This is a genomic window from Aeromonas sp. 95A, assembly GCF_051919235.1.
GTDB lineage: Bacteria > Pseudomonadota > Gammaproteobacteria > Enterobacterales > Aeromonadaceae > Aeromonas > Aeromonas veronii.
In genome coordinates this window covers 4,567,416-4,594,190 of the sequence record NZ_JBQBFC010000001.1, presented here as the reverse complement: position 1 = coordinate 4,594,190, position 26,775 = coordinate 4,567,416, and the positions used below count along the sequence as shown (strand labels likewise).

The window sequence follows — 26,775 nt, the reverse complement described above, 5'->3', positions numbered from 1 at the left end:
TCGACAGACTCATGTTCAATATTGCGACTGCGCCGTTTGCCCATAACCGCAAACAGACCCGAACCCTGATGCTGCTGGTGATCCTGGCCTGCGTGCCGGGCTTGCTGGCCCAGACCTGGTTCTTCGGCTGGGGCTCCTTTATCCAGATCCTGCTGGCGCTGGTCACTGCGCTGCTGTGCGAGGCGCTGGTGCTCAAGCTGCGGGGCCGCGCCATCAAGCCAGCCCTTATGGATGGCAGTGCGGCGCTCACCGCCGTGCTGATCGGTCTCTCCCTGCCGCCGCTGCTGCCGTGGTGGATGCTGGTGGTGGGCACGGCCTTTGCCATCATTGTCGCCAAGCACCTTTACGGCGGACTGGGCCAGAACCTGTTCAACCCGGCCATGGTCGCCTATGTGCTGCTGCTGGTCTCCTTCCCGGTGCAGATGACCAGCTGGCTGCCGCCGGAGAGCGTGCGCGCCTACAGCCTCGGCTTTGGCGATGCCGCATCGGTGATCTTCACCGGCTTTAGCCTCGACGGCTACAGCATGGCGCAGCTCAAGCAGGGGGTGGATGGTCTCACCATGGCGACCCCCCTCGATACCCTGAAAACCGGCCTGACTCAGGGGCTCACCACCGGCGAGATCCTGAGCGGCCCGCTGTTCGAGGGTTGGGGCGGCATCGGCTGGAGCTGGGTCAACCTCGGCTACCTGCTGGGCGGCCTCTTCCTGCTGCAACAGAAGGTGATCAACTGGCGCATTCCCACCGCCATTCTCGGTGCCCTGCTGGCGGCCTCCACCATCGGCTATCTGGTGAGCCCGGATGCGACCGCCACGCCGATGTTCCATCTATTCAGCGGCGCCACCATGCTGGGAGCCTTCTTTATCGCCACCGATCCGGTCAGCGCCTGCACCACGCCGCGCGGCCGACTGGTCTATGGCGTGCTGATCGGGGTGCTGGTCTACATCATTCGCCGCTTTGGCGGCTATCCCGATGCGTTCGCCTTTGCCGTGCTGCTGGCCAACCTCTGCGTACCCTTTATTGACAGCCTGACTCGCCCGAAAGTGTATGGAGCCCGTCGCCAATGATGTTTCTGCCCTTTTCCACCATCACAGCTGACGGAGCCCGGACATGTTAAAGAGCATGCGCAAGAACGGCCTTATTCTGGCGATGTTCGCGCTGGGCTGTACCGCGCTGGTGGTACTGACCAACGAGCTGACCAAGGATAAAATCGCCCACCAGCAGCAGCTGGAGAAGCAGCAGACCCTCTCGGTATTGCTGCCGGAGGGGAGCTATGACAACGATCTGGTGGCCAGCTGCAAGCAGGTGACCAGCAGGAAGTATCTCGGCAGCGATCAGCCGCAGGCTCTCTATACCGCCAGCAAAAATGGCGTGGTGACCGGCTATGCATTGGAGGCGATTGCGCCGGATGGCTACAGCGGGGCGATCCGCATCGTGGCGGGTTTTGATGCCAAGGGCACCATCACTGCCGTGCGCGTGCTCGCTCACAACGAGACCCCCGGCCTTGGTGACAAGATCGAGCTGAAGAAATCGGACTGGATCAACAGCTTTGCCGGAAAATTCCTGACCCATGACAACGAGCCCCAGTGGGCGGTGAAGAAGGATGGCGGTGAATTCGATGCCTTTACCGGCGCCACCATCACCCCGCGAGCCGTGGTCAAGGCGGTGAAGAACCTGCTTAAACTGCAGCAGGAGCAACCCGAACTGCTCAGCAACGCCCCGGCTTGTCCGGCGGCGAACTAACGGAGTCGAGCCATCATGAACCAGATGGAACAGATTGAAACGGGCGCAACCCCGATTGCCGAGCTGGAAAGCCGCAAGGGCGAGCTCAAGGAGCTGATGAGTCAGGGGCTGTGGAAGAACAACCCCTCGCTGGTGCAGGTGCTGGGGCTTTGCCCGACCCTTGCCGTCTCCTCCACCTTCACCAACGCGCTGGGGCTCGGCCTTGCCACCATGGCGGTGCTGGTCTGCTCCAACCTCGCCGTCTCGCTGGTGCGCAACTGGGTGCCGAAGGATATTCGCATCCCGGTCTACGTGATGATCATCGCCTCGCTGGTGACCAGCGTACAGCTGCTGATGAACGCCTACACCTATGGCCTCTATCAGGCGCTCGGCATCTTTATCGCCCTCATCGTCACCAACTGCGTCATCATCGGCCGCGCCGAGGCCTATGCCTCCAAGAACCCGCCGCTGCTGGCGGCCCTCGACGGCCTGATGATGGGCCTTGGTTTTACCCTGGTGCTGCTGGTACTGGGCGGCATGCGCGAGATCATCGGCATGGGCACCCTGTTTGATGGCGCCGAACTGCTGCTGGGCGAGTGGGCCAAATCCCTGCGCATCGAGCTGTTCCACGCCGATGCCAGCCTGCTGCTGGCGATTTTGCCGCCGGGCGGCTTTATCGGGCTGGGGCTGCTGATCGCCGCCAAGAACGCCATCAACGACTGGCGGGACCGCAAACAGGCCGCTACCGTGGCCCACTGCAACGTTGCCCCGGCCCGCGTCCGGGCGACCGAACTATGATCGGACGCAAGGCATGAACAACCAGAAACGCAGAGAGATCCTCGAGCGACTGCGGGAAAACAACCCCCACCCTACCACAGAGCTCAACTTCAACTCGCCGTTCGAGCTGCTGATTGCCGTGCTGCTCTCGGCACAGGCGACCGATGTCAGCGTCAACAAGGCGACCGACAAGCTCTATCCGGTGGCCAACACCCCGCAAGCGATGCTGGAGCTCGGGGTGGACGGGCTCAAGGAGTACATCAAGACCATTGGCCTCTTCAACACCAAGGCCGAGAACGTCATCAAGACCTGCGCCATCTTGCTGGAGCGTCACGGCGGCGAGGTGCCGGAGAACCGCGAAGCGCTGGAAGCCCTGCCCGGCGTCGGCCGCAAGACCGCCAACGTGGTACTCAACACCGCCTTTGGCTGGCCCACCATCGCCGTCGATACCCATATTTTCCGGGTCTCGAACCGTACCGGTTTTGCGGTGGGCAAGAACGTGGATCAGGTGGAGGAGAAGCTGCTCAAAGTGGTACCCGCCGAGTTCAAGCTGGATGTTCACCACTGGCTGATCCTGCACGGGCGTTACACCTGTCTGGCTCGCAAGCCCCGTTGTGGTTCTTGTATCATCGAGGACTTGTGCGAATACAAAGAGAAGGTCTATCCAGAGAGCTGAATGACTGGGCGCCACAACCGTCCTACCTGTCTCGCTCGCAAACATCCACTGCAGTGGTTCCTGTATCATCGAGGACTTGTGCGAATACAAAGAGAAGGTCTATCCAGAAAGCTGATGGCCTCGCAACCGAGATTGAAAGCAGTACACATCACCAACCCGGAGAACTGAGCAATGAGAATTCTGCATACCATGCTGCGTGTCGGCGATCTGCAACGCTCCATCGACTTCTACACCCGCGTCCTTGGCATGAAGCTGCTGCGCAAGAGCGAGAACAGCGAGTACAAGTACACCCTGGCTTTCGTCGGTTACGGTGACGAGAAGGATGAAGCGGTGATCGAGCTGACCTACAACTGGGGGGTGAGCGAGTACGAACTGGGCTCAGCCTATGGCCACATCGCGCTGGAAGCGGACGACATCTATGCCACCTGCGATGCCTTGCGCGCCGCCGGTGCCAAGATCACACGCGAACCGGGCCCGGTCAAGGGCGGTACCACCGTCATCGCCTTCGTCGAAGATCCGGACGGTTACAAGATTGAACTGATCGCCAAGAAAGATGCCGGTACTGGCCTCGGTGACAGCTTCTAAGCTGCCCTAATCTCACGGCCTAATGGCAGGATCAAAAAAGAGCGCAGATGCGCTCTTTTTTATATCCGGCTGCCGGGGACGGCGCTAGATCTCGCCATTGCGCCCCATGCTGATCACCACCCGCCGGTTCTTGGCACGACCCTGCTCCGTTTCGTTGGAGGCAACGTGCTGCTTCTCGCCATGCCCCTCCACCGAGATCTTGCCGGGATCGATCCCCAGATCGACAAACACCTTCTTGATGGCATCGGCCCGTTTCTCGGAGAGTTTCAGGTTCGGCCAGCGGCCGCCATAGCTATCGCTGTAAGCATCGATCACCACCACGTCGATGCTCTTGTCCGCCTTGATAAACTCGCTGATCATCGCCAGCCGCCGCTTGGAGGGGATGGAGAGCTGATCGCTGTTCTTGTCATAGGTGAGCACGCTAAAGGCGATATCGTTGAAGCTGTAGGGCAAGAGCCCGCTCAGACAGTCGATAAAGGCCTGATATTTGACCCGAAAGTTGACCGACGAGAGAGACACTCGCACCGCGCGGTTCTGGCGATACCAGTCCCGATACTGGAAGGTCGGCATCCGCCCCCCCTCCAGCTCGTCGAGCATGGTCCAGGCGGTTTGCCCCTCCACCAGCCCATCGAACTGCTGATAGAAACGCAGTTGACTCACTTCTCGCCCGGCTATTCCCGGGCGCCATACCGGCGGCATGATGCCAAGACTCACCGTCTGGGTCTGGGCCTGCGGCCGCTTGCCCTTGAGCTCAAAGTCGAGGTTGATCTTGCGACCGGCACGACTGACAAAGGCCCCCGTACCCCAGTTGGGGATCGGGTGCTCGAGGCGACACTCAATCTGGGTATCGGAGGTCAAACGCCAGACGGATTGATCCAGACCGGCACCAAATTCGGTGACCCCAGCCTGTAACTGCATACTCACGGATATGCTGACCAACCCCAACACCCAAGCGTTCAATTGCTTGCCCTCCACACGATCTCACAAGAGATATCGGCGGCAAGAGGCCAAGCTTTAGCGACAAACTGCAAAGACGTGCCGTTGGTGTGGCAAAGGCTTGCCCCTCAGCGGCAACCGACCGCAAGCGGCGCTTATTCCCCCCCTCTTAGCTCCGTGCCAACCGGCAGGAAGCTCGCTACAGTAAAGCCAGGGCAATCAGACGCCGCTTATCGGGAACCACACTCATGCACAGCTCTTGCTTCTCTTTATGGCAGATGTTGTTGCCAATGCTGCTGGCGCTATCCGGCGGCGCCGTCAAAGCCGCAACACAGGATCAGGAGTGGGCACAGGAGCGCGCCAATGCGGTGCTCTCGCTGATGACCTTCACCGTGGTGCCCGACATCACCGCCAGCAACCTCGATATCGGCAGCGGCACCAATCAATCTGCCGCCCTCAACATGACCCAGATCGGCGGCGGCGCCACCATGAGCGAAGCCGTGCCCATCTATCTGGAAGGGGCGATCGGCTTTAGCCGCTACGATCCCCAGTTTGTGGTGAGCAACGGCACAGAGAGCCGCACCCTCCCGACCAAGTGGAACAGCCTGACCGCCTCTGGCGGGATCGGCTGGGATATCGCCCTCCATGAAGACCCGCGCGGTGGCCACTGGGTGCTGCGCCCCATCGCCAACGTCTCGCTCGGTACCATGGCCAGCGATCTGCGGATCGGCAACTGGCTGCTGGAGCGAACCAAGGGCTATTCGCTGGATTTTCTCGATGGTGGACAGCTCAATATGTACGGACTGGGGGGCTCGCTGATGCTCGACTACGAGCTCTTTTCAAAGACGCAGGATATCGATATCGAAGTGCGCTACTCCTACCAGCACCTGCAGAGCTTTGGCGGCACTTCGACCAGCGTCCGTGGTCACGCCGAGGCGGAGAACCTCGGCCTCTATCTGCGCCGCCGGGCCCCACTGTTTGACTGGACACTGCTCGACAGACCGGTGCGCTATGTACTGGAGGGGGCCCATACCGCATATCTGGGGGAGCAGCGGGGGTTGCTTGGCTTTGACTCCCTCAACTCTATCGGCGCCGGTCTGGAGCTGGACAGCAGCAAATACGACATCATAGTCACCCGTACCCCTCAGAGATCCCCTCATTTTTAGAGACTCAAATAATTCCAAGTGTGCGGGTATATAAGCGGTGTTGCTTCAGGTAGTAGATAAATTTATCCATCAACAAGACCGCATTGGCTTCTTTCATTTTAGGTAACAACTGGTAATAGATGACCCCTTGCCGAAAGAACGAATAGGTTCGGCTCTTGCTGGTATTGACCTTGATCGTTCTCTCTAGACCGACACTGTCTCCAGCCTTACCCAGCAGCGTCAGCAAGACGATGGCCAGGGCACTGAATAAAAACAGTCGGTCGCGCCGGACCGGATTACTGATGTGCACATCTCCCATACCCATGCCGAATTTGTAATCTTTGATATCACGAAAACTGGTCTCGATACCCCAGCGCTGGCCGTATAGTTGCAACGCCTTGGCGGCGCTCAGGTCGGTCCGGTTACTGGCCAGAAACCACGCGTCTTTCATGCCACTCTTATGACAACAATAGACCCGTTCGACAGGCTGTCGCTGCCCAGTTAGCTCCACCGCTTTGAGGGTTCGGGTGCGCCCGGTCGGCGTTAGCCAGTCCCGAGCTGGAACCTGCTCTACACCAGGGTAACCAACCAAAACATTTCCTTTAAATCTAATGAGATAAGCAAAGCCTAGCTCTTGCTCCAGGCGTTCGAACAGCTCCATGTAACCAAAGCCGCGGTCAGCTACTACCGTCACGAAGATACCCTCTGGCAACGTCTGCTTGAGCTTGGTGAGCAGCTCTTTCTCATGGGCATTGCGTTGCCCTTTGAGCAACGATTTCCGATGGGTTTTCCACAGCAGCGGAGTACTGCGACCGTGGTTGGTTTGCAGGCTGATAACCAAGGTACTGTGATCATCGGCATCGAATTCGGTCCAGTCCATGGAGACTACGATCTCGGTACGTTCACCGACCACATAGGGCACCCAATCGTCAAAGAGGCTCCAGACATTGAGCTTGGTGTTAGTGAGCAGGCGATCCACCTGTTTAACCGCATGTTTACGTTCGAGACCGTTGGCCAAGGAGAGGCCACTACCGATGGCGTGGATGGCCAGTGAACCTGACTCGATAACCCCGAGGGTAGCATTGGCGAGGGAAAGAACACGCTTAGCATGCATGTCCTGTCCAAATATATCGTCGATGTGGTTGAGGATTAGTTCGTGGTTAAACATGGGGATAGTCTGTTGGGTATTAGCTGGTCAAGGATGGCGATCATACCTCAGAAGCCGCGCCACGCCTCGCTCATATGAGGGGATGGTTAAGCCCGTACCCGGCTGGTTGCCCGCTATATGTTCAGCCACAACACCAGCGGTTATTCCATCGGGTTGGCCATGAGTTTCTAAGTCGTTATATTTTCCTGCCACGAGTGGGCAATCCTCAGAGAAAGCACAGTAACACTCCAGATAATTATGCCCGTATTGATGGAGGATTTATTGATCTGCCCCCTTTCATATTTCTCACGTTCCAGTCATATCAGGTAAAAATATCTTCCTGCTGGCAGGCCAAATTTTCCACCCTCACACACAGAATATTGGAGTTTTTATCTGTATATTTACGGTACGCAATGGCTCAGTGGCCCAGTGATGTCGCCAGCCTGCGCCCGCTTGCAACAGAAAAAATACCAAACGCCCGACATCACTGACCGATGGCCAACCTTATCGATGCCCATAAGGAACCAACCCGGAGGTCCCCCATCTTTTGCACAGTGACTTGAACAGCACCTAAATCATTGTTTTAAATGATTTATAGTTTTTCATATTTTATGAATCCAATTAATCCTGTTTTATTTTACTTAGATCACCCGACTGCTAAATTTGGCGTCATCCCGGCAGGACGAGGCGCACTGAAACGACTGACTGCGGGCTACCGATAACAGGTGTGCAATGAGCACAGAAATAACGTTCAGGCATAGCAACCGTTATTTTGACGACATCACACTTGCTGATCCTTGTTGATTTGAGGTTATCTGATGAAAAAAACGCTGCTTGCTCTCTCTGTATTGGTCATGACCGGAACCGCATATGCAGGGGTGCCTGATTTATCCGCCAGCTGTCCTGGACATATTAATCTTCGCGTCGAAGATGGCACGGCTTATATCAATAACCAGCAAGTTCCACTTAAAAAAGTGAATTCAAATTTCTACGAGGCGAGCAAGGGGCGCACCACCCTCTCCATGGTGAAAAATGGCGACTGGGGCATCACCTATTTTGTCAAAAATGGCGACAGCGGCGCCTGCCAGCTCAATGACGATGAGAACGATGACGACGGCGATGGTGAGAGCGCCAGCAGCAGTGCCTACAACGGCAGCACTGCGCAAACCAAGGTTGCCGAGAACGCCTGCATGAACGCCGTCGCCAGAAAAGCGGGCGTCAGCCGCAGCAAACTGACCCTCGACTATGTGGCCGACTCCCAGGCGGGGATGATGATTGATATCAAGGGGCCCCATGACCGGCTCTGGCACTGCCTCACCGACGCCCGCGGCCATATTTCTGGCATCAATCAGGACTGATTTCGAGCCACGGCTCAACGGGGCCCACACCGACCGTGGGGGCTCCACCCCTTATCCATTGCAATTATTTGATACAGGTAAATGAAGATGAAATCCAAACAGACTCTGCTCAATATCACCCTCGGTTGCCTGCTGGCGGTCGGTATCTCCGGCTGCGCCGTGGCCAAAAGCCATCACGGCCACAAGACCCATGCCCAAGAGCACGCTCAGGAAGGGGCCGTGCAGTATGGTGACGAGAGCCCGTGGGCTGGCAACTATAAGGCGGTCACTGACGATGGCCGCACCGTGGCCGAAATTCACGTCGATACCACAGGGGAGACCTATATCGATGGCAATCAGGTAAAACCAAGCCACAGCGGCAGCGACTACCTGAAATTCAAGCAGGAGACCATCACTTACACCCTGCGCAAAAGCGGTGCCAGCTGGAAAGACAGCGATGCCGGCACCAGCGGCCGCATCCTGTTCGATTGATAACCCCGACACCGGCCTTGCCAGACACCAAGCCCCACCAAGGGGCTTTTTTGCACCTGTGATTTACCATCCCGCCCCAAAAAATCCAGCCTTGTCACAGAGTTAGTGCAATCTGTCACATATTCCTGTTGATGAAATTGTTAGGATGGCTCAATTCGGCACCTCATAGCCCAATTCCAAAGCGAGTTGAAATGGACTTCACACCCGTTATTGCTGTTCTGCTAGACCAGTTCTGGTATCTGCTGCCCCTGTTGTTGATTGCCACCCTGATCAAAACGCCCAGGTTCAAGGGGATGGTTGGGGAGACATTTATCAACTTGGGCATCCGGCTTTTTCTCGACAAGCGGGAGTACCACCAGCTCAAGAACGTGACCCTACCGAACCCGCAGGGTACTACCCAGATCGACCATGTGATCGTCTCGCGCTTCGGGCTGTTTGTGATCGAGACCAAGAACATCAAGGGGTGGATATTTGGCAATCCGGCCCATAAGAGCTGGACCCAGCAGCTCTATCGCCGCAGACATACCTTTCAAAATCCCCTGCGCCAAAACTATCTGCACCTGATGACGCTCAAATCCTTGCTGGGTCTTGCTGATCATCAGCTCCATTCGATTATCTACTTTATTGGCGACTGCACCTTTAAAACCCCCATGCCGGATAACGTGATGAACCGTGGGCTTATTCGCTATATCAAGAGTAAAACCACGCAGGTGTTGACCCCTGTCGAAGTCACCAGAGTGATCGACACCATCCAGCGGGGACGACTGGCCGCCAATTGGCAGACCCATAAACAGCATGTGGCTCAGTGGAAAGCACGTCACAGCGAGGTTCCCCGCCCGCCTTTATCCGTAGCTGCAATGCCTGTGGTCAATCAGGTGGTGAACGCCGCGCCAACCATCACCGAATCGCTCACCCAAGCAAATCCACTATGGCCCAGATGCGGCAACCCGATGGTATTGCGTACCGCCAAACGGGGGGATAACCGAGGCAATCGGTTTTGGGGATGCAGTAGCTATCCAACATGTCGGGGGATTACACCACACCAATAAACATACCGACCTGAAGTACGGCCAAAACCATAAAAGGTTCACCCATATTCACAAACCAAAACACATCTATTCAAAGGGAGTTGATTAATGAACATCAAGAAAATGTCGGTATTAGCAGTAGTGGCCAGCATCAGCATGCTAATGACAGCTTGTGCATCACCACCACAACCGACATGGAAAAAAGAAGGTGTTACAGATGACGATACCCTCACTGCATTATCTCAATGCAGATATGAGATACGTCTTAACGATATTTCTGCCGAAGAAAAAAACGAAGTAATCACGGATTGCATGCAAGCGAAAGGCTTCCGTTGGAGGGTCTATTAAGCATGCGTGCGGGTTGCCATTAACAATGGCAACCCGCTTTGCAACTAGTCTCGAAGCAAATCCAGTCCTACCTAATCGTCGCCATCTGCCGCACACATCGCTGCTCTCTGTCATCCACCCGCTTGGCAAACCAGGCGGTGGTGAGGTTGCGGGTAATTTTCGGGCTCTTTAGCTGAATGCCGGGCAGGATGGCGCGGGGCAATCGCTTGCCCGCTTGCTTGTCGGCCAGAGTAAAGATGCGATGGTAGAGATCGGTCTCGGCAAATTCGGCGGTATCCCCTTTGCGCAGGCTCTGGTGGATCGCCTGTTTGCTCATATTGACCCGGTTGGCGAGGGTGTAGACGGCAAGCTCGGTATTGCCCGGCAGATCCGAGTCATAGCGGATCAGATCCCCGTCCAGCGCCAGAGTTTTGCCACTTAGGCGGCTGACGGCGGCCTGAAAAGCAGCATTGCGACTGGCGTACCAGCCGGCGTTGAAATCGGCAAAGCGGTAGAGGGTATCCGGGTAGTCGGCGGGATAACCGAAGATATGTTTGGTGCCAAACCAGATGCCGCCGCGACGGGTAAAGACTTCGTGGCGGATGGAATCCTTGATTGGATAGGGGTAGCCACGGGCGTTGGCCTCTGCAAAGGCGATGCTCACCTGCATCGGGCCGCCAGTATGCACCGGGTTGAGGTTGCCAAACAGCGTCTTGCCCATCGGCAGCATGCTGATCATATCTTCGAAGATTTCACTCATCTCCCGTTCGGTACGCAACTTGTCGATGCGCTCGGCATAGCTCTTGCCGGTGGGCGAGTTGATGGAGAGCGCGGCCCGCACCATAAATTCGGGGATCAGCAGCTTGGCTGCCCGTGAGTTGATCTCTTTCCAGGCGATCTTGCCAAGGCCCGGCACCACGGGGTCGGCCTGATAAGTGGCTTCCTGCTCCGCCACCGCCAGCACGCTACAGACATTGTGATCATTCACCGTCACCCCCTGGGTGGTGAGCGCCGTCACCACGTCGTTGGCCCACCCTTGTTTGTCAGGCACCTGACGGGGCAAGAAGCGCACGATGCGGCTCTTCATATCCGCCGGTTTGCGCGGCTGCATGGCAGGCGGCGTTTTGGGGTTGCTCACGCTCACCTCTTTGGCAGGCGCGGAGGCGGGATCACTGGCACAACCAGCCAGCAGCAAGGCGGAGCAGAAGGCAAGAAGACGACAGGAAGGCAAAGCGGTCATAAGCATGTCCATTTTTTGTTGGCCAGACAGGCAGCGCCGCTGGCACTGCACTGACAAGCAAAGTGGGGCCATTGTAGAGGATTGCCTGCTGCAGTTGAAACCCGCGCTCGCAGCGTCCCCTCCCCTTGCCAGCTTTTGCCACCCCACGCGCCATCCGTTGTCTCCGATGCGGAACTCATGACCTTCCTCAATGACTCACCCGGCCCGAACCGAACGCTTAGCGACAGATAAAAAGAAACCCCCGCCATCGCTGGCGGGGGTTGGGCGTCTGGCAAGTCGGGCTGATGCCCGCTGCAAACTCTTAGCGGTTTTTCACCTTCTGGTGCAGCTCCTGCACCGAGTTGACATTGGCGGTGGCATCCACGCTGATGGCCATGCAGGTGGCAAATGCCTCATTCATGGTGGTGGTATACGCCACCTTGTTCTGCAAGGCTGCGCGACGCAGCTGCTTGGAGTCCTGGATCGCCACCCGCCCTTCGGCGGTGTTGACGATGTAGGTGTACTCGCCATTCTTGATGCGGTCGAGAATGTGCGGGCGACCTTCGTGCACCTTGTTGACCAGGCGCGGGTTGATGCTCGCTTCACCCAGCGCGACCGCGGTGCCGTGAGTGGCATCCAGCTCGTAGCCCAGCTCCAGCAGCTTGGCAGCCAAATCGACCACCTGAGCCTTGTCACTGTGACGCACAGACAAGAGGGCACGACCCTCTTTCGGTACGGCGTGGTTGGCACCCAGCTGCGCCTTGGCATAGGCCTCGGCAAAGCTGCTGCCCACTCCCATTACCTCACCGGTGGAGCGCATCTCTGGCCCCAGCAGCGGGTCAACTCCCGGGAACTTGGCGAACGGCAGTACCACCTCTTTCACCGAGTAGTAGGGCGGGATGATCTCTTTGGTAAAGCCCTGTTCTTGCAGCGACTGGCCGGCCATCACACGAGCGGCAATCTTGGCCAGCGGGGCACCGGTCGCCTTGGAGACGAACGGCACGGTACGGGCGGCACGCGGGTTCACCTCGATGAGGTAGATGTCATCGCCCTTGACCGCGAACTGCACGTTCATCAGGCCGATAACGCCGAGCTCCAGCGCCAGCTTGCGCACCTGCTCGCGGATCTCGTCCTGAATCTTCCTGGACAAGGTATAGGGAGGCAGGGAGCAACCGGAGTCACCGGAGTGGATACCGGCCTGCTCGATGTGCTCCATGATGCCGCCGATGACCACATCGGTACCGTCGCAGATAGCATCCACGTCCAGTTCGGTCGCATCGTCCAGGAAGCGGTCCAGCAGTACCGGCGATTCGTTGGAGACGCTCACCGCCTCGGCGAAGTAGCGACGCAGATCCTGCTCGTCATAGACGATTTCCATGGCGCGGCCACCCAGCACGTAGGAGGGGCGAACCACCAGCGGGTAGGTGATACGCTCGGCCAGCAGCACGGCCTGCTCCAGCGCGGTGACGGTGCCATTTTCCGGCTGCTTGAGGCCGAGGCGCTCGACAGCAGACTGGAAGCGCTCGCGGTCTTCGGCGCGGTCGATGGCATCCGGGCTGGTACCGATGATCGGTACGCCGTTGGCTTCCAGTGCACGGGCCAGTTTCAGCGGGGTCTGGCCACCGTACTGGACAATCACGCCCTTGGGTTTTTCGATGCGCACGATTTCCAGCACATCTTCCAGGGTCACCGGCTCGAAGTAGAGACGATCCGAGGTGTCGTAATCGGTAGAGACAGTCTCCGGGTTGCAGTTGACCATGATGGTCTCGTAACCATCTTCGCGCAGGGCCAGCGCCGCGTGCACGCAGCAGTAGTCGAACTCGATACCCTGACCGATACGGTTCGGGCCGCCGCCGATGATCATGATCTTGTCGCGGTTGCTCGGGGCCGCTTCGCACTCCTCGTCATAGCTGGAGTACATGTAGGCGGTGTTGGTGGCGAACTCGGCGGCGCAGGTATCGACCCGCTTGTAGACCGGGAAGATGTTGTGACGGGCGCGCAGTTTGCGCACTTCCCCTTCGGCCACACCGAGGATCTTGGCCAGACGGGCATCGGCAAAGCCTTTGCGCTTGAGGGCACGCAGGAAGTCGGCATCGAGACCGGCCATGCCGCGCTCTTTCACCTCTTCTTCCAGCTTCACCAGGTCTTCAATCTGTACCAGGAACCAGGGGTCAATCTTGGTCAGCTTGAAGATGCCGTCCATGGAGAGACCGGCGCGGAACGCATCGGCGATATAGAAGATACGGTCGCTACCGGCGTCCTGCAGCTCGTGGCGGATGCGGGTCAGGGAGTCCGGGGCATTGAGGTCAACCATGGGGTCGAAGCCGGTTTTGCCGGTTTCGAGGCTGCGCAGCGCCTTGTGCAGGGACTCCTGGAAGTTGCGGCCGATGGCCATCACTTCACCGACCGACTTCATCTGGGTCGTCAGACGGTCGTTGGCACCGGCGAATTTTTCGAAGTTGAAGCGCGGCACCTTGGTCACCACGTAGTCGATGGCCGGCTCGAAGGAGGCCGGAGTGCGACCACCGGTGATGTCGTTCATCAGCTCGTCCAGGGTGTAACCGATGGCGAGCTTGGCTGCGATCTTGGCGATGGGGAAACCGGTCGCCTTGGAGGCCAGCGCGGAGGAGCGCGACACCCGCGGGTTCATCTCGATGATGACCATGCGGCCATCTTTCGGGTTGATACCGAACTGGACGTTGGAGCCGCCGGTCTCGACGCCGATTTCGCGCAGCACCGCCATGGAGGCGTTGCGCATCAGCTGGTACTCCTTGTCGGTCAGCGTCTGGGCTGGTGCGACCGTGATGGAGTCACCGGTGTGAATACCCATGGGGTCGAAGTTTTCGATGGCGCAGACGATGATGCAGTTGTCGTTGCGATCCCGCACCACCTCCATCTCGTACTCTTTCCAGCCGATCAGCGACTCGTCGATGAGCAGCTCTTTGGTCGGTGAGAGATCCAGACCGCGCTCGCAGATCTCGACGAACTCTTCGGTGTTGTAGGCGATGCCGCCACCTGAACCACCCATAGTGAAGGAGGGACGGATGATGCAGGGGAAGCCCACCATCTGCTGCACGCCCCACGCCTCTTCCATGTTGTGGGCGATGCCGGCACGCGGGCACTCGAGGCCAATGCTGCGCATCGCCTTGTCAAAGCGGGAGCGATCTTCGGCCTTGTCGATGGCATCGGCAGTGGCACCGATCATTTCGACACCGAACTCGGCCAGCACGCCATGCTTCTCCAGCGCCAGTGCGCAGTTGAGTGCAGTCTGGCCGCCCATGGTAGGCAGGATGGCGTCCGGGCGCTCTTTCTTGATGATTTCGCGCACTACTTCCCAGGTGATGGGCTCGATGTAGGTGGCGTCCGCCATCTCCGGGTCGGTCATGATGGTGGCCGGGTTGGAGTTGACCAGAATGACGCGGTAGCCCTCCTCGCGCAGGGCTTTGCACGCCTGGGCGCCGGAGTAGTCAAATTCGCAGGCCTGGCCGATGACGATGGGGCCGGCGCCGAGGATCAGGATGCTCTGAAGGTCGTTACGTTTTGGCATGAAACTCTTTCCTCTATTTCTTAGGCGCGATACTGCTTAATCAATTCAATAAAGTGGTCAAAGAGACCGGCACAATCGTGCGGGCCCGGGCTCGCTTCGGGGTGCCCCTGGAAGCTGAAGGCCGGGCGGTCGGTGCGATGGATACCTTGCAGGGAACCATCGAACAGGGAGACGTGGGTGGCGCGCAGGCAATCCGGCAGGCTGTTCTCGTCTACCGCAAAGCCGTGGTTCTGGGCGGTGATCATCACAGTGTTGTCATCAAGGCTCTTCACCGGATGGTTGGCGCCATGGTGGCCAAACTTCATCTTGACGGTCTTGGCACCGGAGGCCAGACCCAGCAGCTGGTGACCCAGACAGATACCGAACACCGGCGTGTTGGTATTAAGGAAAGCCTTGATGGCCTCGATGGCGTAGTCGCACGGCTCGGGGTCGCCGGGGCCGTTGGAGAGGAAGATGCCATCCGGGTTCATAGCCAGTACCTCGGCGGCCGGGGTCTTGGCAGGCACCACGGTCAGGCGGCAGCCACGGTCAACCAGCATCCGCAGGATGTTGCGCTTGACGCCAAAGTCATAGGCTACCACGTGGTATTTCAGCTGGTCGGCATCCGGGGTGACGTGCCCCTTGCCAAGCTGCCAGCTCCCGGTCGTCCAGTTGTACGCCTCACCAACCGTCACCTCTTTGGCCAGATCCATCCCCTTCAGACCGGGGAAGGCGCGGGCCTGTTCGAGAGCATAGGCTTCATCGACCTGTTTCCCGGCCAGAATGCAGCCAGCCTGAGCGCCTTTCTCGCGCAGGATGCGGGTCAGTTTACGGGTGTCGATGTCGGCGATGCCAACGATGTTGTGAGACTTGAGGTATTCGGAGAGGGATTGCTGATTGCGGAAATTGGAGGCAAGTATCGGAAGGTCCCGGATGATCAATCCCTGAGCATGGATCTGACTGGACTCTTCATCTTCGCTGTTGGTGCCGGTGTTGCCTATATGGGGGTAAGTGAGGGTGACGATCTGACGGGAATAAGAGGGATCGGTGAGGATTTCCTGATAGCCCGTCATCGACGTATTGAAAACCACTTCACCAACGGAACATCCCTCGGCGCCTATCGACACGCCTTTGAACACAGTTCCATCTTCCAGCACTAGCAATGCAGTGTGATTCAAGACAACCTCCAGTTATTTAGCTTTAAATTCAGCAATTTACCTGGGTATTGCGGGCTCGGTTCCGGTCTTGGACAGGACTCGAACCCGGCAGATTTCTGGCAAATTGGGCGCATTCTACTTAAAAAAAGTGGCATTTCAACGTCTTTTCTCAGATGAAATGCATCTAAATTCAATAAAAAAGCAACATTACCCATTATCTATGCACTTAATCGCTTTGCAACCCCCTCCCGCGAAAGAAAAGGAAAAACCACCACCAAAAGATGCCACCAAGCCAGAGATAACGACAAAAACAAACAAAAAAACCAATTAAAACAATGGCATTTATTTTTACACAAAAAACATTAATGACAAATTTAACGCTTTTACGATGACAAGAGTGAACATGAAAAATGGAAAACGTTTTTCCTCATTTGAATTTTTAGTCTTTTTCAGCCCATGTAAAAAAATGGCTTTATCCGCCATAAAGATGCTCAAATCTGTTACCTGGTGATGACATTCAGGAAGGGAAAATCTGGTAGATAACACAATAGTGTGATTTATAAGGCGTTCAGTTAAAAATTGCAGGCAGCGTGTCTTTTTACACAAACTCTGGCTGACTGACAGCAAAAACCCCGGCAAGCCGGGGTTTTTCACTGGATAGCAGTAGTACGAAAGTGCCGCTCAGAGGCATCACTTGAGATTGAGCACATCCTGCATGTCATAAAGGCCGGCACCCTGCTGACCAAGCCACTTGCCCGCCCGCACAGCACCGTTGGCGAAAGTCAGGCGACTTGAAGCTTTGTGGCTGATCTCCACCCGCTCGCCGATATCGGCAAACATGACGGTATGCTCCCCCACCAGATCGCCGGCGCGAATGGTGGCAAAGCCGATAGTGTTGCGATCCCGCTCGCCAGTGATCCCCTCGCGACCATAGACGGCACACTCCTTGAGATCACGACCCAGCGTTTTGGCGACCACTTCACCCATGGAGAGCGCAGTACCGGATGGCGCATCTACCTTGTGGCGATGGTGGCCTTCGATGATCTCGATGTCGGTATAATCCCCCATCACCTTGGCGGCCTGCTCCAGCAGCTTGAACACCAGGTTGACCCCGACCGAGTAGTTGGAGGCAAACACGATACCGATCTGCTTGCCCGCCTCTTTCAGGGCGGCCTTGCCTGCATCGTCAAAACCGGTGGTGCCAATCACCATCTGCTTGTGGTGGGCCAGCGCAAAAGCCAGATTGGCAAGGGTCACCTCGGGGCGGGTGAAGTCGATGATGAGATCAAACTCATCGCGCACCTTGTCCAGACTATCGCTGATGGCCACACCCAGATGGCCCAGCCCATTGAGCTCACCGGCATCAAGGCTGATCACCGCCGAACCCGGCCGCTCCAGCGCGGCACCGACCACTACGCCATCGGTGTTGGTGATGGCCTCCAGCAGCACCTTGCCCATACGACCATTACAGCCCATCACGGCCACACGGATCGGATTGTCCATCTCCACCCTCTCATCTCTTTTAATTATGGAAAGAGACCGTTTTACCAGCCCGCGCCGGGTTTGAAAAGCCATGATGCCACCACTCCTTACTGCACTCGCCAACGGCAGCGCCCGCTGGCTGGCCAAGAACTTCCTTTTGGTCACAGGCCGTTTTTCATCGTCTCACTCCATCATTTGGCAGACCGGGTGCCATCTGATAGGTTCGAACGAGTGAAATGCCAGCATAAGCAAAATCAGGGCAACGCCCGTGTCGATATCAAATGAGGTGCAAGGATGAGCGCAGGATTGCTGTTTGCTGTGGGGTTGATATCACTGACCCTGGTCATGCTGGCCGCGGCTCTGCTGTTTGGCGGGCCGAGTCCGGCACCGGCGATGGCCAGCATCAACGACCCTTTCAAGGGGAGTGACTGGAGCAACATGCCACCTCTCTCAAGATACCCGGCGCATGACGGCACACAGTTGGCCTATCGGCACTATGGCGCAAAGGAGCACGCAGAGAACAACAAGGTCAAGGGCAGCGTGGTACTGGTTCACGGCTCTTCTGCCAGCAGTCAGAGCATGCACAAGATGGCGAGCGCCTTTTCGCAAGCGGGATACGACGCCTACGCCCTCGATATTCGCGGCCATGGCGCATCGGGCAACAAAGGCACCATTGCCTACATCGGCCAGCTTGAGGACGATCTGGAAGATTTCATCAAGTCGGTAGCCCCCGACAAGCCTGCAACACTCGTCGGCTTCTCGTCAGGGGGTGGCTTTGTCCTGCGTGTTGCTGGCAGTGCGCGACAAACTCTGTTCGAGAGCTATCTGCTGCTCTCCCCCTATCTTGGCCCCACCGCCGCCAACTACCGGCCCAACAGCGGTGGCTGGGTGCGTGTCGGCTTGCCTCGCCTCATCGCCCTGAGCATCCTCAACGGTTTCCATATTTCCGCACTCAACCATCTGACCGTGCTGAACTTTGCCCTTAATGATGAGGCGAAATCCCTGCTGACCCCATCCTACTCCTTCAACCTTGCCTCGAACTTTCAGCCAGAGCGCGACTATCAGCAGAATTTGCGCAATGTGCAACGCCCCTGCGCCGTGATCGCAGGTGCAAATGACGAAGCCTTCCAAACAGATCAACTTGAACCTGAGTTAAGACGTCTCGGCATCTCCTGGCCTGTCACCCTGCTGCCCGGAATTGGCCACATTCCGCTGACGCTGGAACAGGACGCCATCACAACAGCCGTTCAGGCGGTGGAGAAATTGACACAGTAACCACACAGCCCAGGTCTTGTGTCCACGCGTTCTGGGAATATCCTCACCATGCTCACGTAGAGATAGAGAGAGGTGCGGCTGACGTTTAGCAGCGGGAGAAATCCCCAAGATGGCATGCAGAGATCTTATCGTTTACCTCTTTCCTTATTAAAGGCACGCGATACCCCCAGATACCCGCGGACTGCGCCAGAACAGCAATGAACAATAAACAACACCAACTTCTTTTTCCGAATATTCTTTGGATATCTCAATAACACCAGAATCATCAAACAAAAACACCTATCCATCTGGACGTCTATCTTGACCAAGCGAGGTTGACTCACTACTGTGGGCACCCCAATGCGGCAGGATGCCCGCCCTGTTTTCCCCCTATCCCTATCCGATACAGGTTCAAAGCAGTTTATGACAGGAGGTCATTGTTCAATTTCAGAGGAACACATGATCCAGATCCAACCCAGTGCCAGGGCCTTGTTGCCACTTCTGGTTTTTCTCGCACTCTTTATCGGTACCGGTACCTGGCTGACCCTGCAGGGGGTCGAATTCGCCTTCTATCAGCTCCCCGCTCCGGTTGCAGCCCTGCCTGCGGTGATGCTGGCCCTGCTGCTTGGCAAAGAGAGCTTCAACAGCAATCTGGAGACCTTCTTCAAGGGGGTCGGCCACAGCAATATCATGGCGATGTGCCTTATCTATCTGCTGGCGGGCGCCTTTGCCAGCGTGGCCAAGGCCACCGGCGGCGTTGATGCCACCGTAGCGCTGGGTCTGTCGCTCATCCCCGGCTGGGCGCTACTGCCCGGACTGTTCCTCATCTCTGCCTTTATTGCTACCGCCATGGGCACCTCCATGGGCACCATAGGTGCCGTGGCGCCGGTGGCCCTCGGTGTGGCGCAGGCGGCCGGTATCGATCCGGTGCTGATGGCAGGTACCATTCTCTCCGGCGCCATGTTTGGCGATAACCTCTCCATCATCTCCGACACCACCATAGCAGCAACCCGCAGCCAGGGGTGCGAGATGAAGGACAAGTTCCGCGAAAACTTCAAGATTGCGGCCCCAGCTGCCATCGCGGTGATCCTGCTCTATCTGACCCTGGGGTCAGTGGGTGAATCCCCTGCCAGCGGCAGCGCCATCGAGCTGTTCAAGGTGATGCCTTATCTGCTGATCCTGGGGCTGGCGCTCGCCGGAGTGAATGTGTTTGTGGTGCTGGGGATCGGCATTCTGGCCGCCGGAGTGGTGGGCATGATCAACGGCTACGCCATCGGTCAGTTCAGCAAGGATATCTATCAGGGCTTTACCGGCATGCAGGAGATCTTCCTGCTCTCCATGCTGATCGGCGGCCTCGGCGCCCTGATGGAACGTCAGGGTGGACTGGCATGGATCAGCGAGCGCATCAGCGCCCTGATTGCCCGTTTCACTCGCGAGCACAACGGTGAACAGAACGAGAAAGCGGCCGAGCTCGGCATCGCCGGGGTGGTGAGCCTCACCAACCTCTGCACCGCCAACAACACGGTGGCTATTATCGTCGCCAGCAAGGTAGCCCGGGATCTGGCCGAACACCACGGTGTCACCCCGCGCCGCGCCGCCTCCATGCTCGATATTTTCTCCTGCGTGGTACAGGGTCTGATCCCCTGGGGCGCACAGGCGCTGCTGCTGGGCTCCATCTTTGCCCTGTCACCGCTGGCGGTAGTGAGCATGAGTTTCTACCCGATGGCACTCGCTGTAGCGGCACTCATTGCAGTGTTTGTGAAGCACCAGATGCGCGGCAAAGCTGACAAGTAACAGACCAGAGGCTGGCGCGCCGACATGCCATCAACAGGGGCCACCCCCTGGCCCTTGTTGACTCACTATCGGATCCGCCAGCATTTATCCCACCGTCCCGGGCATCAGCCGTCCGGGACGGGGTTTCCCTGCCCCCCTTAACGTCAAGAGTGAATGTGCTAAGGTAGAGCGCGTTCAAGCCATCGATGCGCAGCTATACCAGAGGTTCCCCATGCATGAGTCCCAACCCGAACGTCAATCCCTGCGCCAACTGGTTCGTCAACGCCGCAAAAATCTGAGTCCGGCCGAGCAGCAAGCGGCGGCCCAACAGCTGCTGGCCCAGTTCAAGCAACACCCCGAGATCCTCGCCGCCAAACGCATTGCCCTCTATCTGGCCAATGACGGGGAGATCAACCCCTTGCCCACCATCCATTGGCTGTGGGCCCAGCACAAAGAGGTCTACCTGCCGGTGCTCCACCCCTTTACCCCGGGTCACCTGCTCTTTTTGCGCTATACCGCCACCAGCCCCATGGTACGCAACCGCTACGGCATCGAAGAGCCGGAGCTGGATATCCTGCAGGTGGTGCCCCACAGCACGCTCGATCTTATCTGCACCCCGCTGGTCGCCTTCGATGCCCAGGGTAATCGCCTTGGCATGGGGGGCGGCTACTACGATCGCACTCTCGCCATCTGGCATGAGCACAAGCTGGGCCCCAAGCCGCTCGGCATTGCCCACGACTGCCAGCAGGTGGATGCCGTCCCGCAAGAGGAGTGGGATGTGCCGCTGCCCCAGATCATCACCCCGAGCCACTGCTGGCGCTTTGAATAGGCTGTTTTTGGCCGGCAATCCCGGCTTTGTGCGCGCAAACGCAGAATAAACAGGCAAACGATTTACAAAGTCCCTCTTTTTGCCCAGGAACGTGAGCAACAAGGTCGCGATGGGGTACCGGGTTGGATATAATGCGCCCGCTTTTTTCTTAAGGAACGATCATGACTCAAGATGAAATGAAGAAGGCGGCCGGTTGGGCTGCGCTCAAGTATGTGGTTCCCGGCACCATCGTCGGGGTGGGCACCGGCTCTACCGTCAACCACTTTATCGACGCGCTGGCGACCATGAAGGACGAGATCAAGGGGGCGGTATCCAGCTCCGTGGCCTCTACCGAGCGCCTCAAGGGCTTCGGCATCACCGTATATGATCTCAACGAGATCGACGCCCTCTCCGTCTATGTGGATGGCGCCGACGAGATCAACGCAACCCGCGACATGATCAAGGGCGGTGGCGCAGCCCTGACCCGCGAGAAGATCGTTGCCGCCGTCGCAGACAAGTTCATCTGCATCATCGACAACACCAAAACCGTCGACGTGCTGGGCCAGTTCCCGCTGCCGGTGGAAGTGATCCCGATGGCCCGCGAATACGTGGCCCGTGAAATCCGCAAACTGGGTGGCAACCCGGTGTGGCGTGAAGGGGTGGTCACCGACAACGGCAACCACATTCTGGATGTAAAAGGCATGGCCATTACCGACGCCAAGGCGCTGGAAGTGCGACTGAACGCCATTGTTGGCGTGGTCACCAACGGCCTGTTCGCCGCCCGCGGCGCCGATGTTGTCCTGATCGGTACGCCGGACGGCGTGATTACCCAGTAATCCCGACACCGGCAGCACAGTGCAGCGGCATCCTCCCTCGCCCGCCAGCGCCACACTGCCAGCCCTGACGCAATAGCGGCGTTGATTGAGCCCCGGGATGGGATATGACCCAAACATTGCACTGTGAATAAATGACGGCGCCTGATGGCGCCGTTTTTATTTATCCCTCAACAAGTTGCATACGGATGTTTACAACATTCGTTGATAACTTCAAAGAATTTGACTTTCGTCACAAATATTCCCTCTCCCAAACGTTTTTGCTACTTTACGGTTTTCTTCGCACACCAAATCTGCACTTACGTTTGCACATACAGAGGGATCGTCATGACTGCCAAGTTTTCGTTGGACAAGGATAAAATCAAGGTTCTGCTGCTTGAGGGGGTTCACCCCAACACCGTAGAGACCTTTCGTGCCGCAGGTTACACCAGTGTGGAGTATCTCAAGACCTCGCTCTCCGAAGAGGAGCTGATCGAGCAGATCCGGGACGTGCATTTCATCGGGCTGCGCTCCCGCACCCAGATCACCGAGAAAGTCCTCGACGCCGCCAACAAGCTGGTCGCCATCGGCTGCTTCTGCATCGGTACCAACCAGGTCGAGCTGGAAGCGGCCCAGATCCGCGGTATTCCGGTCTTCAACGCACCCTTCTCCAACACCCGTTCGGTCGCCGAGCTGGTTCTGGGCGAGATCCTGCTACTGCTGCGCGGCATCCCCGAGAAAAACGCCAAGTGCCATCGCGGCGTGTGGGAAAAACTGGCCAACCGCTCGGTGGAAGCGCGCGGCAAGAAGCTCGGCATCATCGGCTACGGCCACATCGGTACCCAGCTTGGCATCATCGCCGAAAGCATCGGCATGAAGGTTTATTACTACGATATCGAGAACAAGCTCTCGCTGGGTAACGCCATTCAGGTGCCGAGCATGGTCGAGCTGCTCAATATGTCTGACGTCATCAGCCTGCACGTGCCGGAGACAGCCTCCACCAAGAACATGATCGGAGCCGAGCAGCTGCGGATGATGAAACCGGGCGCCATCTTCATCAACGCCGCCCGCGGTACTGTGGTGGATATCGACGCCTTGGCTGACGTCATCAAGAGCGGCCATATCGCCGGCGCCGCCATCGACGTCTTCCCGGTCGAGCCCAAGTCCAACGACGAGGAGTTCCAAAGCCCGCTGCGTGGGCTGGAGAACGTCATCCTGACCCCGCATATCGGTGGCACCACCCATGAAGCGCAGGAGAACATCGGGCTGGAAGTGGCCAACAAGCTGGTCAAATACTCCGACAATGGCTCCACCCTCTCCGCCGTCAACTTCCCGGAAGTGTCGCTGCCGGGCCATAAGGGCTCCAGCCGCCTGCTGCACATTCACCGCAACCAGCCGGGCGTGATGAACCAGATCAACCAGATCTTCGCCGAAGAGGGGATCAACATCGCCGGTCAGTACCTGCAGACCAGCAGCCATATCGGTTACGTGGTGATCGACGTGGAGACCGAGCACAGCGAGAAGGCGCTCGCCAAGCTCAAGGAGATCAACGGCACCATCCGTGCCCGCATCCTCCACTGATAGCCCCTTATCTGCGCAGTAAAAAGCCCGTCGTGATGACGGGCTTTTGTATGAAGCAGAACCTCAAAGCAGCGTGATGGCTTACCACCACCCCAACAGGTTGCGGCCCACCAGTGCCCCCCACACCAGGGCATTGAGGGCCAACGCGATAAAGACGGCGGCGGAGCCCAAATCCTTGGCGCGACCGGAGAGCTCATGATGCTCGGAGCCAACCCTGTCTACCACAGCTTCAATGGCGGAGTTGAGGATCTCGACGATCACCACCAGCCAGCTGATGACGATAAGCAGCAGGATCTGGTTGAGAGAATCCCCCAGCCAGAAGGCAAGTGGCATCAGCAACAGGATCAGCATCAGCTCCTGCCGAAACGCCGCCTCGTTAATCCAGGCTGACTTGAGCCCCTTCATGCTGTAACCGGTTGCGTTGATGATGCGGGTGACCCCGGTTGCCCCTGGCTTTGCCACGCTAACTACCTCATTTGGAATCGATTTTGGCCTCACATCCTATCAGAGCCCCCCAAGGTTTCAATCAGGGGACTTTTGCTTTATTTTATCTCTTTGCTTTTTCGCCCCTTGCGGCTGACACCACCCACTCGAGACTTGAGTTGTATGTCCATTCACACAGATGAATTGCGCACCCGTCGCCTGGAGTCACTGATCACTCCGAGCGAGCTTGCACACGCGTTTCCGATCACCGATACCATTGCCCAGAATCTGCTGGATGCCCGTCGCGAAGTGGAAGCCATTCTGGCCGGAGACGATCAGCGCCTGCTGGTCATTGTCGGCCCCTGCTCTATCCATGATCCCGCTGCTGCTCGCGAGTATGCCCAGCGCCTCAACGCCCTGCGCGAGCAGTATAAAGAGAGCCTCTGCATCGTGATGCGCACCTATTTCGAGAAGCCGCGCACCATCGTCGGCTGGAAAGGGCTCATCAACGATCCGCGCCTCGATGGCAGCTTCGATGTCAACGAAGGGCTGAAACTGGCGCGCAAACTGCTGGTCGACATCAACGAGATCGGCATGCCAACCGCCACCGAATTCCTCGATATGGTGACTGGCCAGTATATTGCCGACCTCATCACCTGGGGCGCCATCGGCGCACGTACCACCGAATCCCAGGTACACCGCGAGATGGCCTCGGCTCTCTCCTGCCCGGTCGGCTTCAAGAACGGCACCGACGGCAATACCCGCATCGCCATCGATGCGGTGCGCGCCGCCCGTCACAGCCACATCTTCTATTCGCCAGACAAAGACGGCAAGATGACCATCTACCGTACCGCCGGTAACCCCTTTGGTCATGTGATCCTGCGTGGCGGCCACCGACCCAACTACGACACCGCCAGTGTCGATGAAGCCTGTGAAGCGTTGGCCGATGTGGGCCTGCCGGAGCGTCTGGTGGTCGATTTCAGCCACGGCAACAGCATGAAGGATCACCGCCGTCAGCTGCTGGTGGCGCAAGATATCTGCGATCAGCTGCGCCGCGGCCGTACCGGCATCGCCGGCATCATGGCAGAAAGCTTCCTGGTGGAAGGGCGTCAGGATGTGGAGAACGGCTGCGCCGCCACCTTTGGCCAGAGCATCACAGATGCCTGCCTGTCATGGAGCGACACCGAAACCCTGCTGGCGATGCTGGCAGAGGCTGCACTGGTACGCCTTGCCAAGCGGCAAGCCTGAGCCCCGATGACGAATATCGGCTGGCAAATAGTCCCCCTCGACGAGACGCTGCTGGCGCAGTGGGCAACCCTGCGCCAGCAGCTGTGGCCACACCACGCACTTTCGGCCCACCTGCAGGAAGGGGTTGAGATGTTGGCCAATGCACATCTCAACGCCTTTCTGGCGCTGGATGAACAGAGTCAGGCGGTAGGCTTTGCCGATGCAGCACTGCGCCACGATTACGTGAATGGCTGCAACAGCAGCCCTGTGATGTATCTGGAAGGGGTCTATGTGCAACCGGCCTCGCGCCAGCGTGGGGTGGCCCAAGCCTTGATCGCTCAGGTGGCGCAGTGGGGCCGCGAGCTGGGTTGCCAGGAACTGGCCTCCGATGCCGCCATTGACAATCTTGACTCGCAGCAGATGCACCAACAACTCGGCTTTGCCGAAACGGAGCGAGTCGTATTCTTCAAAAAGGCCCTCGGCTGACGCCAAGGGCCTTTCTTGTTTCTCACAAACTGGGCATAAACCACACGCGCCCCGCAGCTTCGATGCGGTCGGTGCGGATCTGGAATACCTGTGCCAGCAGCGCCTCATCCACCAGCTCGACACCCCCTTCGCGCACCACCGAGCCCTGTTGCAGGCAGAGAATGCGGTCGGCCCAGTCGATGGCCAGATTGATATCGTGGATGGCGAGCACCACCAGCAAGCCTTGCCCGGCCAGGGTTTTCAGCAAGCGCAATAGCGCCAGCTGGTGATGCAGGTCGAGCCCCGCCAGCGGCTCGTCCAGCAGCAGCACCTTGCTGGTCGGATTGAGGCCCGGCCACACCTGCAGCAGGGTGCGGGCAATCAGCACCCGCTGCTGCTCGCCCCCCGACAACCGGCTGAAGTCCCGGGCCAGCAAAGCTTCCAGCTCCAGTGCCTCGCACAATGCATTTATCGCCTCGTTCTGTCTGGCGGGCGCAACCGCCTCATCGAGCCCCAGGCTCAACACCTGAAACACCGGAATATGAAACAGCTGGGGCTGACGCTGGGGCAACATGGCGCGCCGTTTGGCAAGCTCGGGCCAACTCATGTCAGTAAGCACGTCCCCCCCCAGCAGCACTGTGCCATCGGCGGGTAAAATCCCCGCCAGCGCCCCGAGCAGAGTCGACTTGCCACTGCCATTGGGGCCAAGCAGCGCCACCAGCTGGCCGCCATGCCAGCGGATATCTAGGGGAGAGAGCCGTCCGGCAATGGCGAGTGCGCTCGCCTCCAGCAGCGGCGCAGCAGCACGAGAAGAAACCGGCATGGGATCAGCGGGTGACATCGGCATCTTGCCTCAACAACGGGTAAATAAGGAGACTG

The 26,775-nt window shown here is 58.0% G+C and carries 25 protein-coding genes; 17 read left to right on the top strand and 8 right to left on the bottom strand.

All coding sequences use genetic code 11. From position 1 onward, the window contains the following. Positions 1-11: 11 nt before the first annotated feature. The 5 genes from rsxD (at position 12) to gloA (ending at position 3,757) form a co-directional block, all read left to right on the top strand. Positions 12-1,064: an electron transport complex subunit RsxD gene (gene rsxD / locus ACTG2U_RS21010; RefSeq protein ID WP_005337606.1), complete on the top strand. Its 1,053-nt coding sequence runs from the start codon at positions 12-14 to the stop codon at positions 1,062-1,064. A gap of 43 nt (positions 1,065-1,107) precedes the next feature. Beyond that, positions 1,108-1,740 (top strand): electron transport complex subunit RsxG, encoded by a 633-nt coding sequence (rsxG, locus tag ACTG2U_RS21005; protein ID WP_005359614.1) that lies wholly within the window; start codon positions 1,108-1,110, stop codon positions 1,738-1,740. 15 nt (positions 1,741-1,755) lie between these two features. Further along, positions 1,756-2,517: an electron transport complex subunit E gene (locus ACTG2U_RS21000; RefSeq protein WP_005350792.1), complete on the top strand. Its 762-nt coding sequence runs from the start codon at positions 1,756-1,758 to the stop codon at positions 2,515-2,517. 13 nt (positions 2,518-2,530) lie between these two features. Beyond that, positions 2,531-3,172, top strand: a complete 642-nt coding sequence (gene nth / locus ACTG2U_RS20995) for an endonuclease III (protein ID WP_042080150.1) — start codon at positions 2,531-2,533, stop codon at positions 3,170-3,172. Between the two features lie 171 nt (positions 3,173-3,343). Further along, positions 3,344-3,757 carry a lactoylglutathione lyase gene (gene gloA, locus ACTG2U_RS20990; protein WP_005347113.1) on the top strand — a complete coding sequence of 138 codons (414 nt, stop codon included), beginning with the start codon at positions 3,344-3,346 and terminating at the stop codon, positions 3,755-3,757. Positions 3,758-3,841: 84 nt separating this feature from the next. On the opposite strand, the gene ACTG2U_RS20985 is transcribed toward gloA, so the two are convergent. Then, the gene (locus tag ACTG2U_RS20985) at positions 3,842-4,717 is read right to left on the bottom strand and encodes a flagellar protein MotY (RefSeq protein WP_005337611.1); all 876 of its coding nucleotides are present in this window, start codon (positions 4,715-4,717) and stop codon (positions 3,842-3,844) included. Between the two features lie 266 nt (positions 4,718-4,983). Here ACTG2U_RS20985 and ACTG2U_RS20980 point away from each other — a divergent pair, with 266 nt between their 5' ends. Beyond that, positions 4,984-5,859 (top strand): autotransporter domain-containing protein, encoded by an 876-nt coding sequence (locus ACTG2U_RS20980; RefSeq protein WP_439975141.1) that lies wholly within the window; start codon positions 4,984-4,986, stop codon positions 5,857-5,859. Positions 5,860-5,863: 4 nt separating this feature from the next. Here the strand turns inward: ACTG2U_RS20980 and ACTG2U_RS20975 are convergent, their stop codons facing one another. Then, positions 5,864-7,006: an IS4-like element ISAs18 family transposase gene (locus ACTG2U_RS20975; RefSeq protein WP_041204923.1), complete on the bottom strand. Its 1,143-nt coding sequence runs from the start codon at positions 7,004-7,006 to the stop codon at positions 5,864-5,866. Positions 7,007-7,803: 797 nt separating this feature from the next. Between ACTG2U_RS20975 and ACTG2U_RS20970 the strand changes: the two genes are divergently transcribed. The 4 genes from ACTG2U_RS20970 (at position 7,804) to ACTG2U_RS20955 (ending at position 10,190) form a co-directional block, all read left to right on the top strand. Then, the gene (locus tag ACTG2U_RS20970) at positions 7,804-8,343 is read left to right on the top strand and encodes a hypothetical protein (RefSeq protein ID WP_244774166.1); all 540 of its coding nucleotides are present in this window, start codon (positions 7,804-7,806) and stop codon (positions 8,341-8,343) included. A gap of 87 nt (positions 8,344-8,430) precedes the next feature. Beyond that, positions 8,431-8,814 (top strand): hypothetical protein, encoded by a 384-nt coding sequence (locus ACTG2U_RS20965; RefSeq protein WP_043825653.1) that lies wholly within the window; start codon positions 8,431-8,433, stop codon positions 8,812-8,814. Positions 8,815-9,005: 191 nt separating this feature from the next. Beyond that, complete coding sequence (locus ACTG2U_RS20960; RefSeq protein WP_439975084.1) at positions 9,006-9,863, top strand: NERD domain-containing protein; 858 nt, start codon at positions 9,006-9,008, stop codon at positions 9,861-9,863. Positions 9,864-9,950: 87 nt separating this feature from the next. Further along, the gene (locus ACTG2U_RS20955; RefSeq protein WP_005337622.1) at positions 9,951-10,190 is read left to right on the top strand and encodes a hypothetical protein; all 240 of its coding nucleotides are present in this window, start codon (positions 9,951-9,953) and stop codon (positions 10,188-10,190) included. A 67-nt stretch (positions 10,191-10,257) separates the two neighbouring features. On the opposite strand, the gene ACTG2U_RS20950 is transcribed toward ACTG2U_RS20955, so the two are convergent. From ACTG2U_RS20950 to dapB, 4 genes are all read right to left on the bottom strand, one after another. Continuing rightward, entirely contained in the window at positions 10,258-11,409 is a 1,152-nt protein-coding gene (locus ACTG2U_RS20950; protein WP_042056536.1) for a DUF1615 domain-containing protein, read from the bottom strand. A 301-nt stretch (positions 11,410-11,710) separates the two neighbouring features. After that, positions 11,711-14,935 carry a carbamoyl-phosphate synthase large subunit gene (gene carB / locus ACTG2U_RS20945; RefSeq protein WP_005361584.1) on the bottom strand — a complete coding sequence of 1,075 codons (3,225 nt, stop codon included), beginning with the start codon at positions 14,933-14,935 and terminating at the stop codon, positions 11,711-11,713. Between the two features lie 20 nt (positions 14,936-14,955). Then, positions 14,956-16,092, bottom strand: a complete 1,137-nt coding sequence (carA, locus tag ACTG2U_RS20940; RefSeq protein WP_005361585.1) for a glutamine-hydrolyzing carbamoyl-phosphate synthase small subunit — start codon at positions 16,090-16,092, stop codon at positions 14,956-14,958. A gap of 669 nt (positions 16,093-16,761) precedes the next feature. Continuing rightward, the gene (gene dapB / locus ACTG2U_RS20935; RefSeq protein WP_439975083.1) at positions 16,762-17,574 is read right to left on the bottom strand and encodes a 4-hydroxy-tetrahydrodipicolinate reductase; all 813 of its coding nucleotides are present in this window, start codon (positions 17,572-17,574) and stop codon (positions 16,762-16,764) included. 273 nt (positions 17,575-17,847) lie between these two features. On the opposite strand from dapB, the gene ACTG2U_RS20930 reads away from it, so the two are divergent. From ACTG2U_RS20930 to serA, 5 genes are all read left to right on the top strand, one after another. Beyond that, positions 17,848-18,828, top strand: a complete 981-nt coding sequence (locus tag ACTG2U_RS20930) for an alpha/beta hydrolase (protein WP_374809937.1) — start codon at positions 17,848-17,850, stop codon at positions 18,826-18,828. Between the two features lie 438 nt (positions 18,829-19,266). Then, on the top strand, positions 19,267-20,601 hold the full coding sequence (locus tag ACTG2U_RS20925; RefSeq protein ID WP_042056531.1) for a Na+/H+ antiporter NhaC family protein: 1,335 nt from the start codon (positions 19,267-19,269) through the stop codon (positions 20,599-20,601). Between the two features lie 211 nt (positions 20,602-20,812). Next, a complete protein-coding gene (locus tag ACTG2U_RS20920; protein WP_005337635.1) occupies positions 20,813-21,409 on the top strand; it encodes a 5-formyltetrahydrofolate cyclo-ligase in 597 nt (198 codons plus the stop codon). A gap of 161 nt (positions 21,410-21,570) precedes the next feature. After that, positions 21,571-22,224 carry a ribose-5-phosphate isomerase RpiA gene (gene rpiA, locus ACTG2U_RS20915; protein WP_005353106.1) on the top strand — a complete coding sequence of 218 codons (654 nt, stop codon included), beginning with the start codon at positions 21,571-21,573 and terminating at the stop codon, positions 22,222-22,224. Positions 22,225-22,548: 324 nt separating this feature from the next. Then, on the top strand, positions 22,549-23,781 hold the full coding sequence (serA, locus tag ACTG2U_RS20910; RefSeq protein ID WP_005337639.1) for a phosphoglycerate dehydrogenase: 1,233 nt from the start codon (positions 22,549-22,551) through the stop codon (positions 23,779-23,781). 81 nt (positions 23,782-23,862) lie between these two features. Here the strand turns inward: serA and ACTG2U_RS20905 are convergent, their stop codons facing one another. After that, positions 23,863-24,243 (bottom strand): diacylglycerol kinase, encoded by a 381-nt coding sequence (locus ACTG2U_RS20905; protein WP_005337641.1) that lies wholly within the window; start codon positions 24,241-24,243, stop codon positions 23,863-23,865. Between the two features lie 144 nt (positions 24,244-24,387). Here ACTG2U_RS20905 and ACTG2U_RS20900 point away from each other — a divergent pair, with 144 nt between their 5' ends. Then, entirely contained in the window at positions 24,388-25,452 is a 1,065-nt protein-coding gene (locus tag ACTG2U_RS20900; RefSeq protein WP_005353109.1) for a 3-deoxy-7-phosphoheptulonate synthase, read from the top strand. A 6-nt stretch (positions 25,453-25,458) separates the two neighbouring features. Further along, complete coding sequence (aac(6'), locus tag ACTG2U_RS20895; RefSeq protein WP_245148262.1) at positions 25,459-25,917, top strand: aminoglycoside 6'-N-acetyltransferase; 459 nt, start codon at positions 25,459-25,461, stop codon at positions 25,915-25,917. 22 nt (positions 25,918-25,939) lie between these two features. On the opposite strand, the gene ACTG2U_RS20890 is transcribed toward aac(6'), so the two are convergent. Beyond that, a complete protein-coding gene (locus ACTG2U_RS20890) occupies positions 25,940-26,737 on the bottom strand; it encodes an ATP-binding cassette domain-containing protein (protein ID WP_429011568.1) in 798 nt (265 codons plus the stop codon). Between the last annotated feature and the right edge of the window lie 38 nt (positions 26,738-26,775).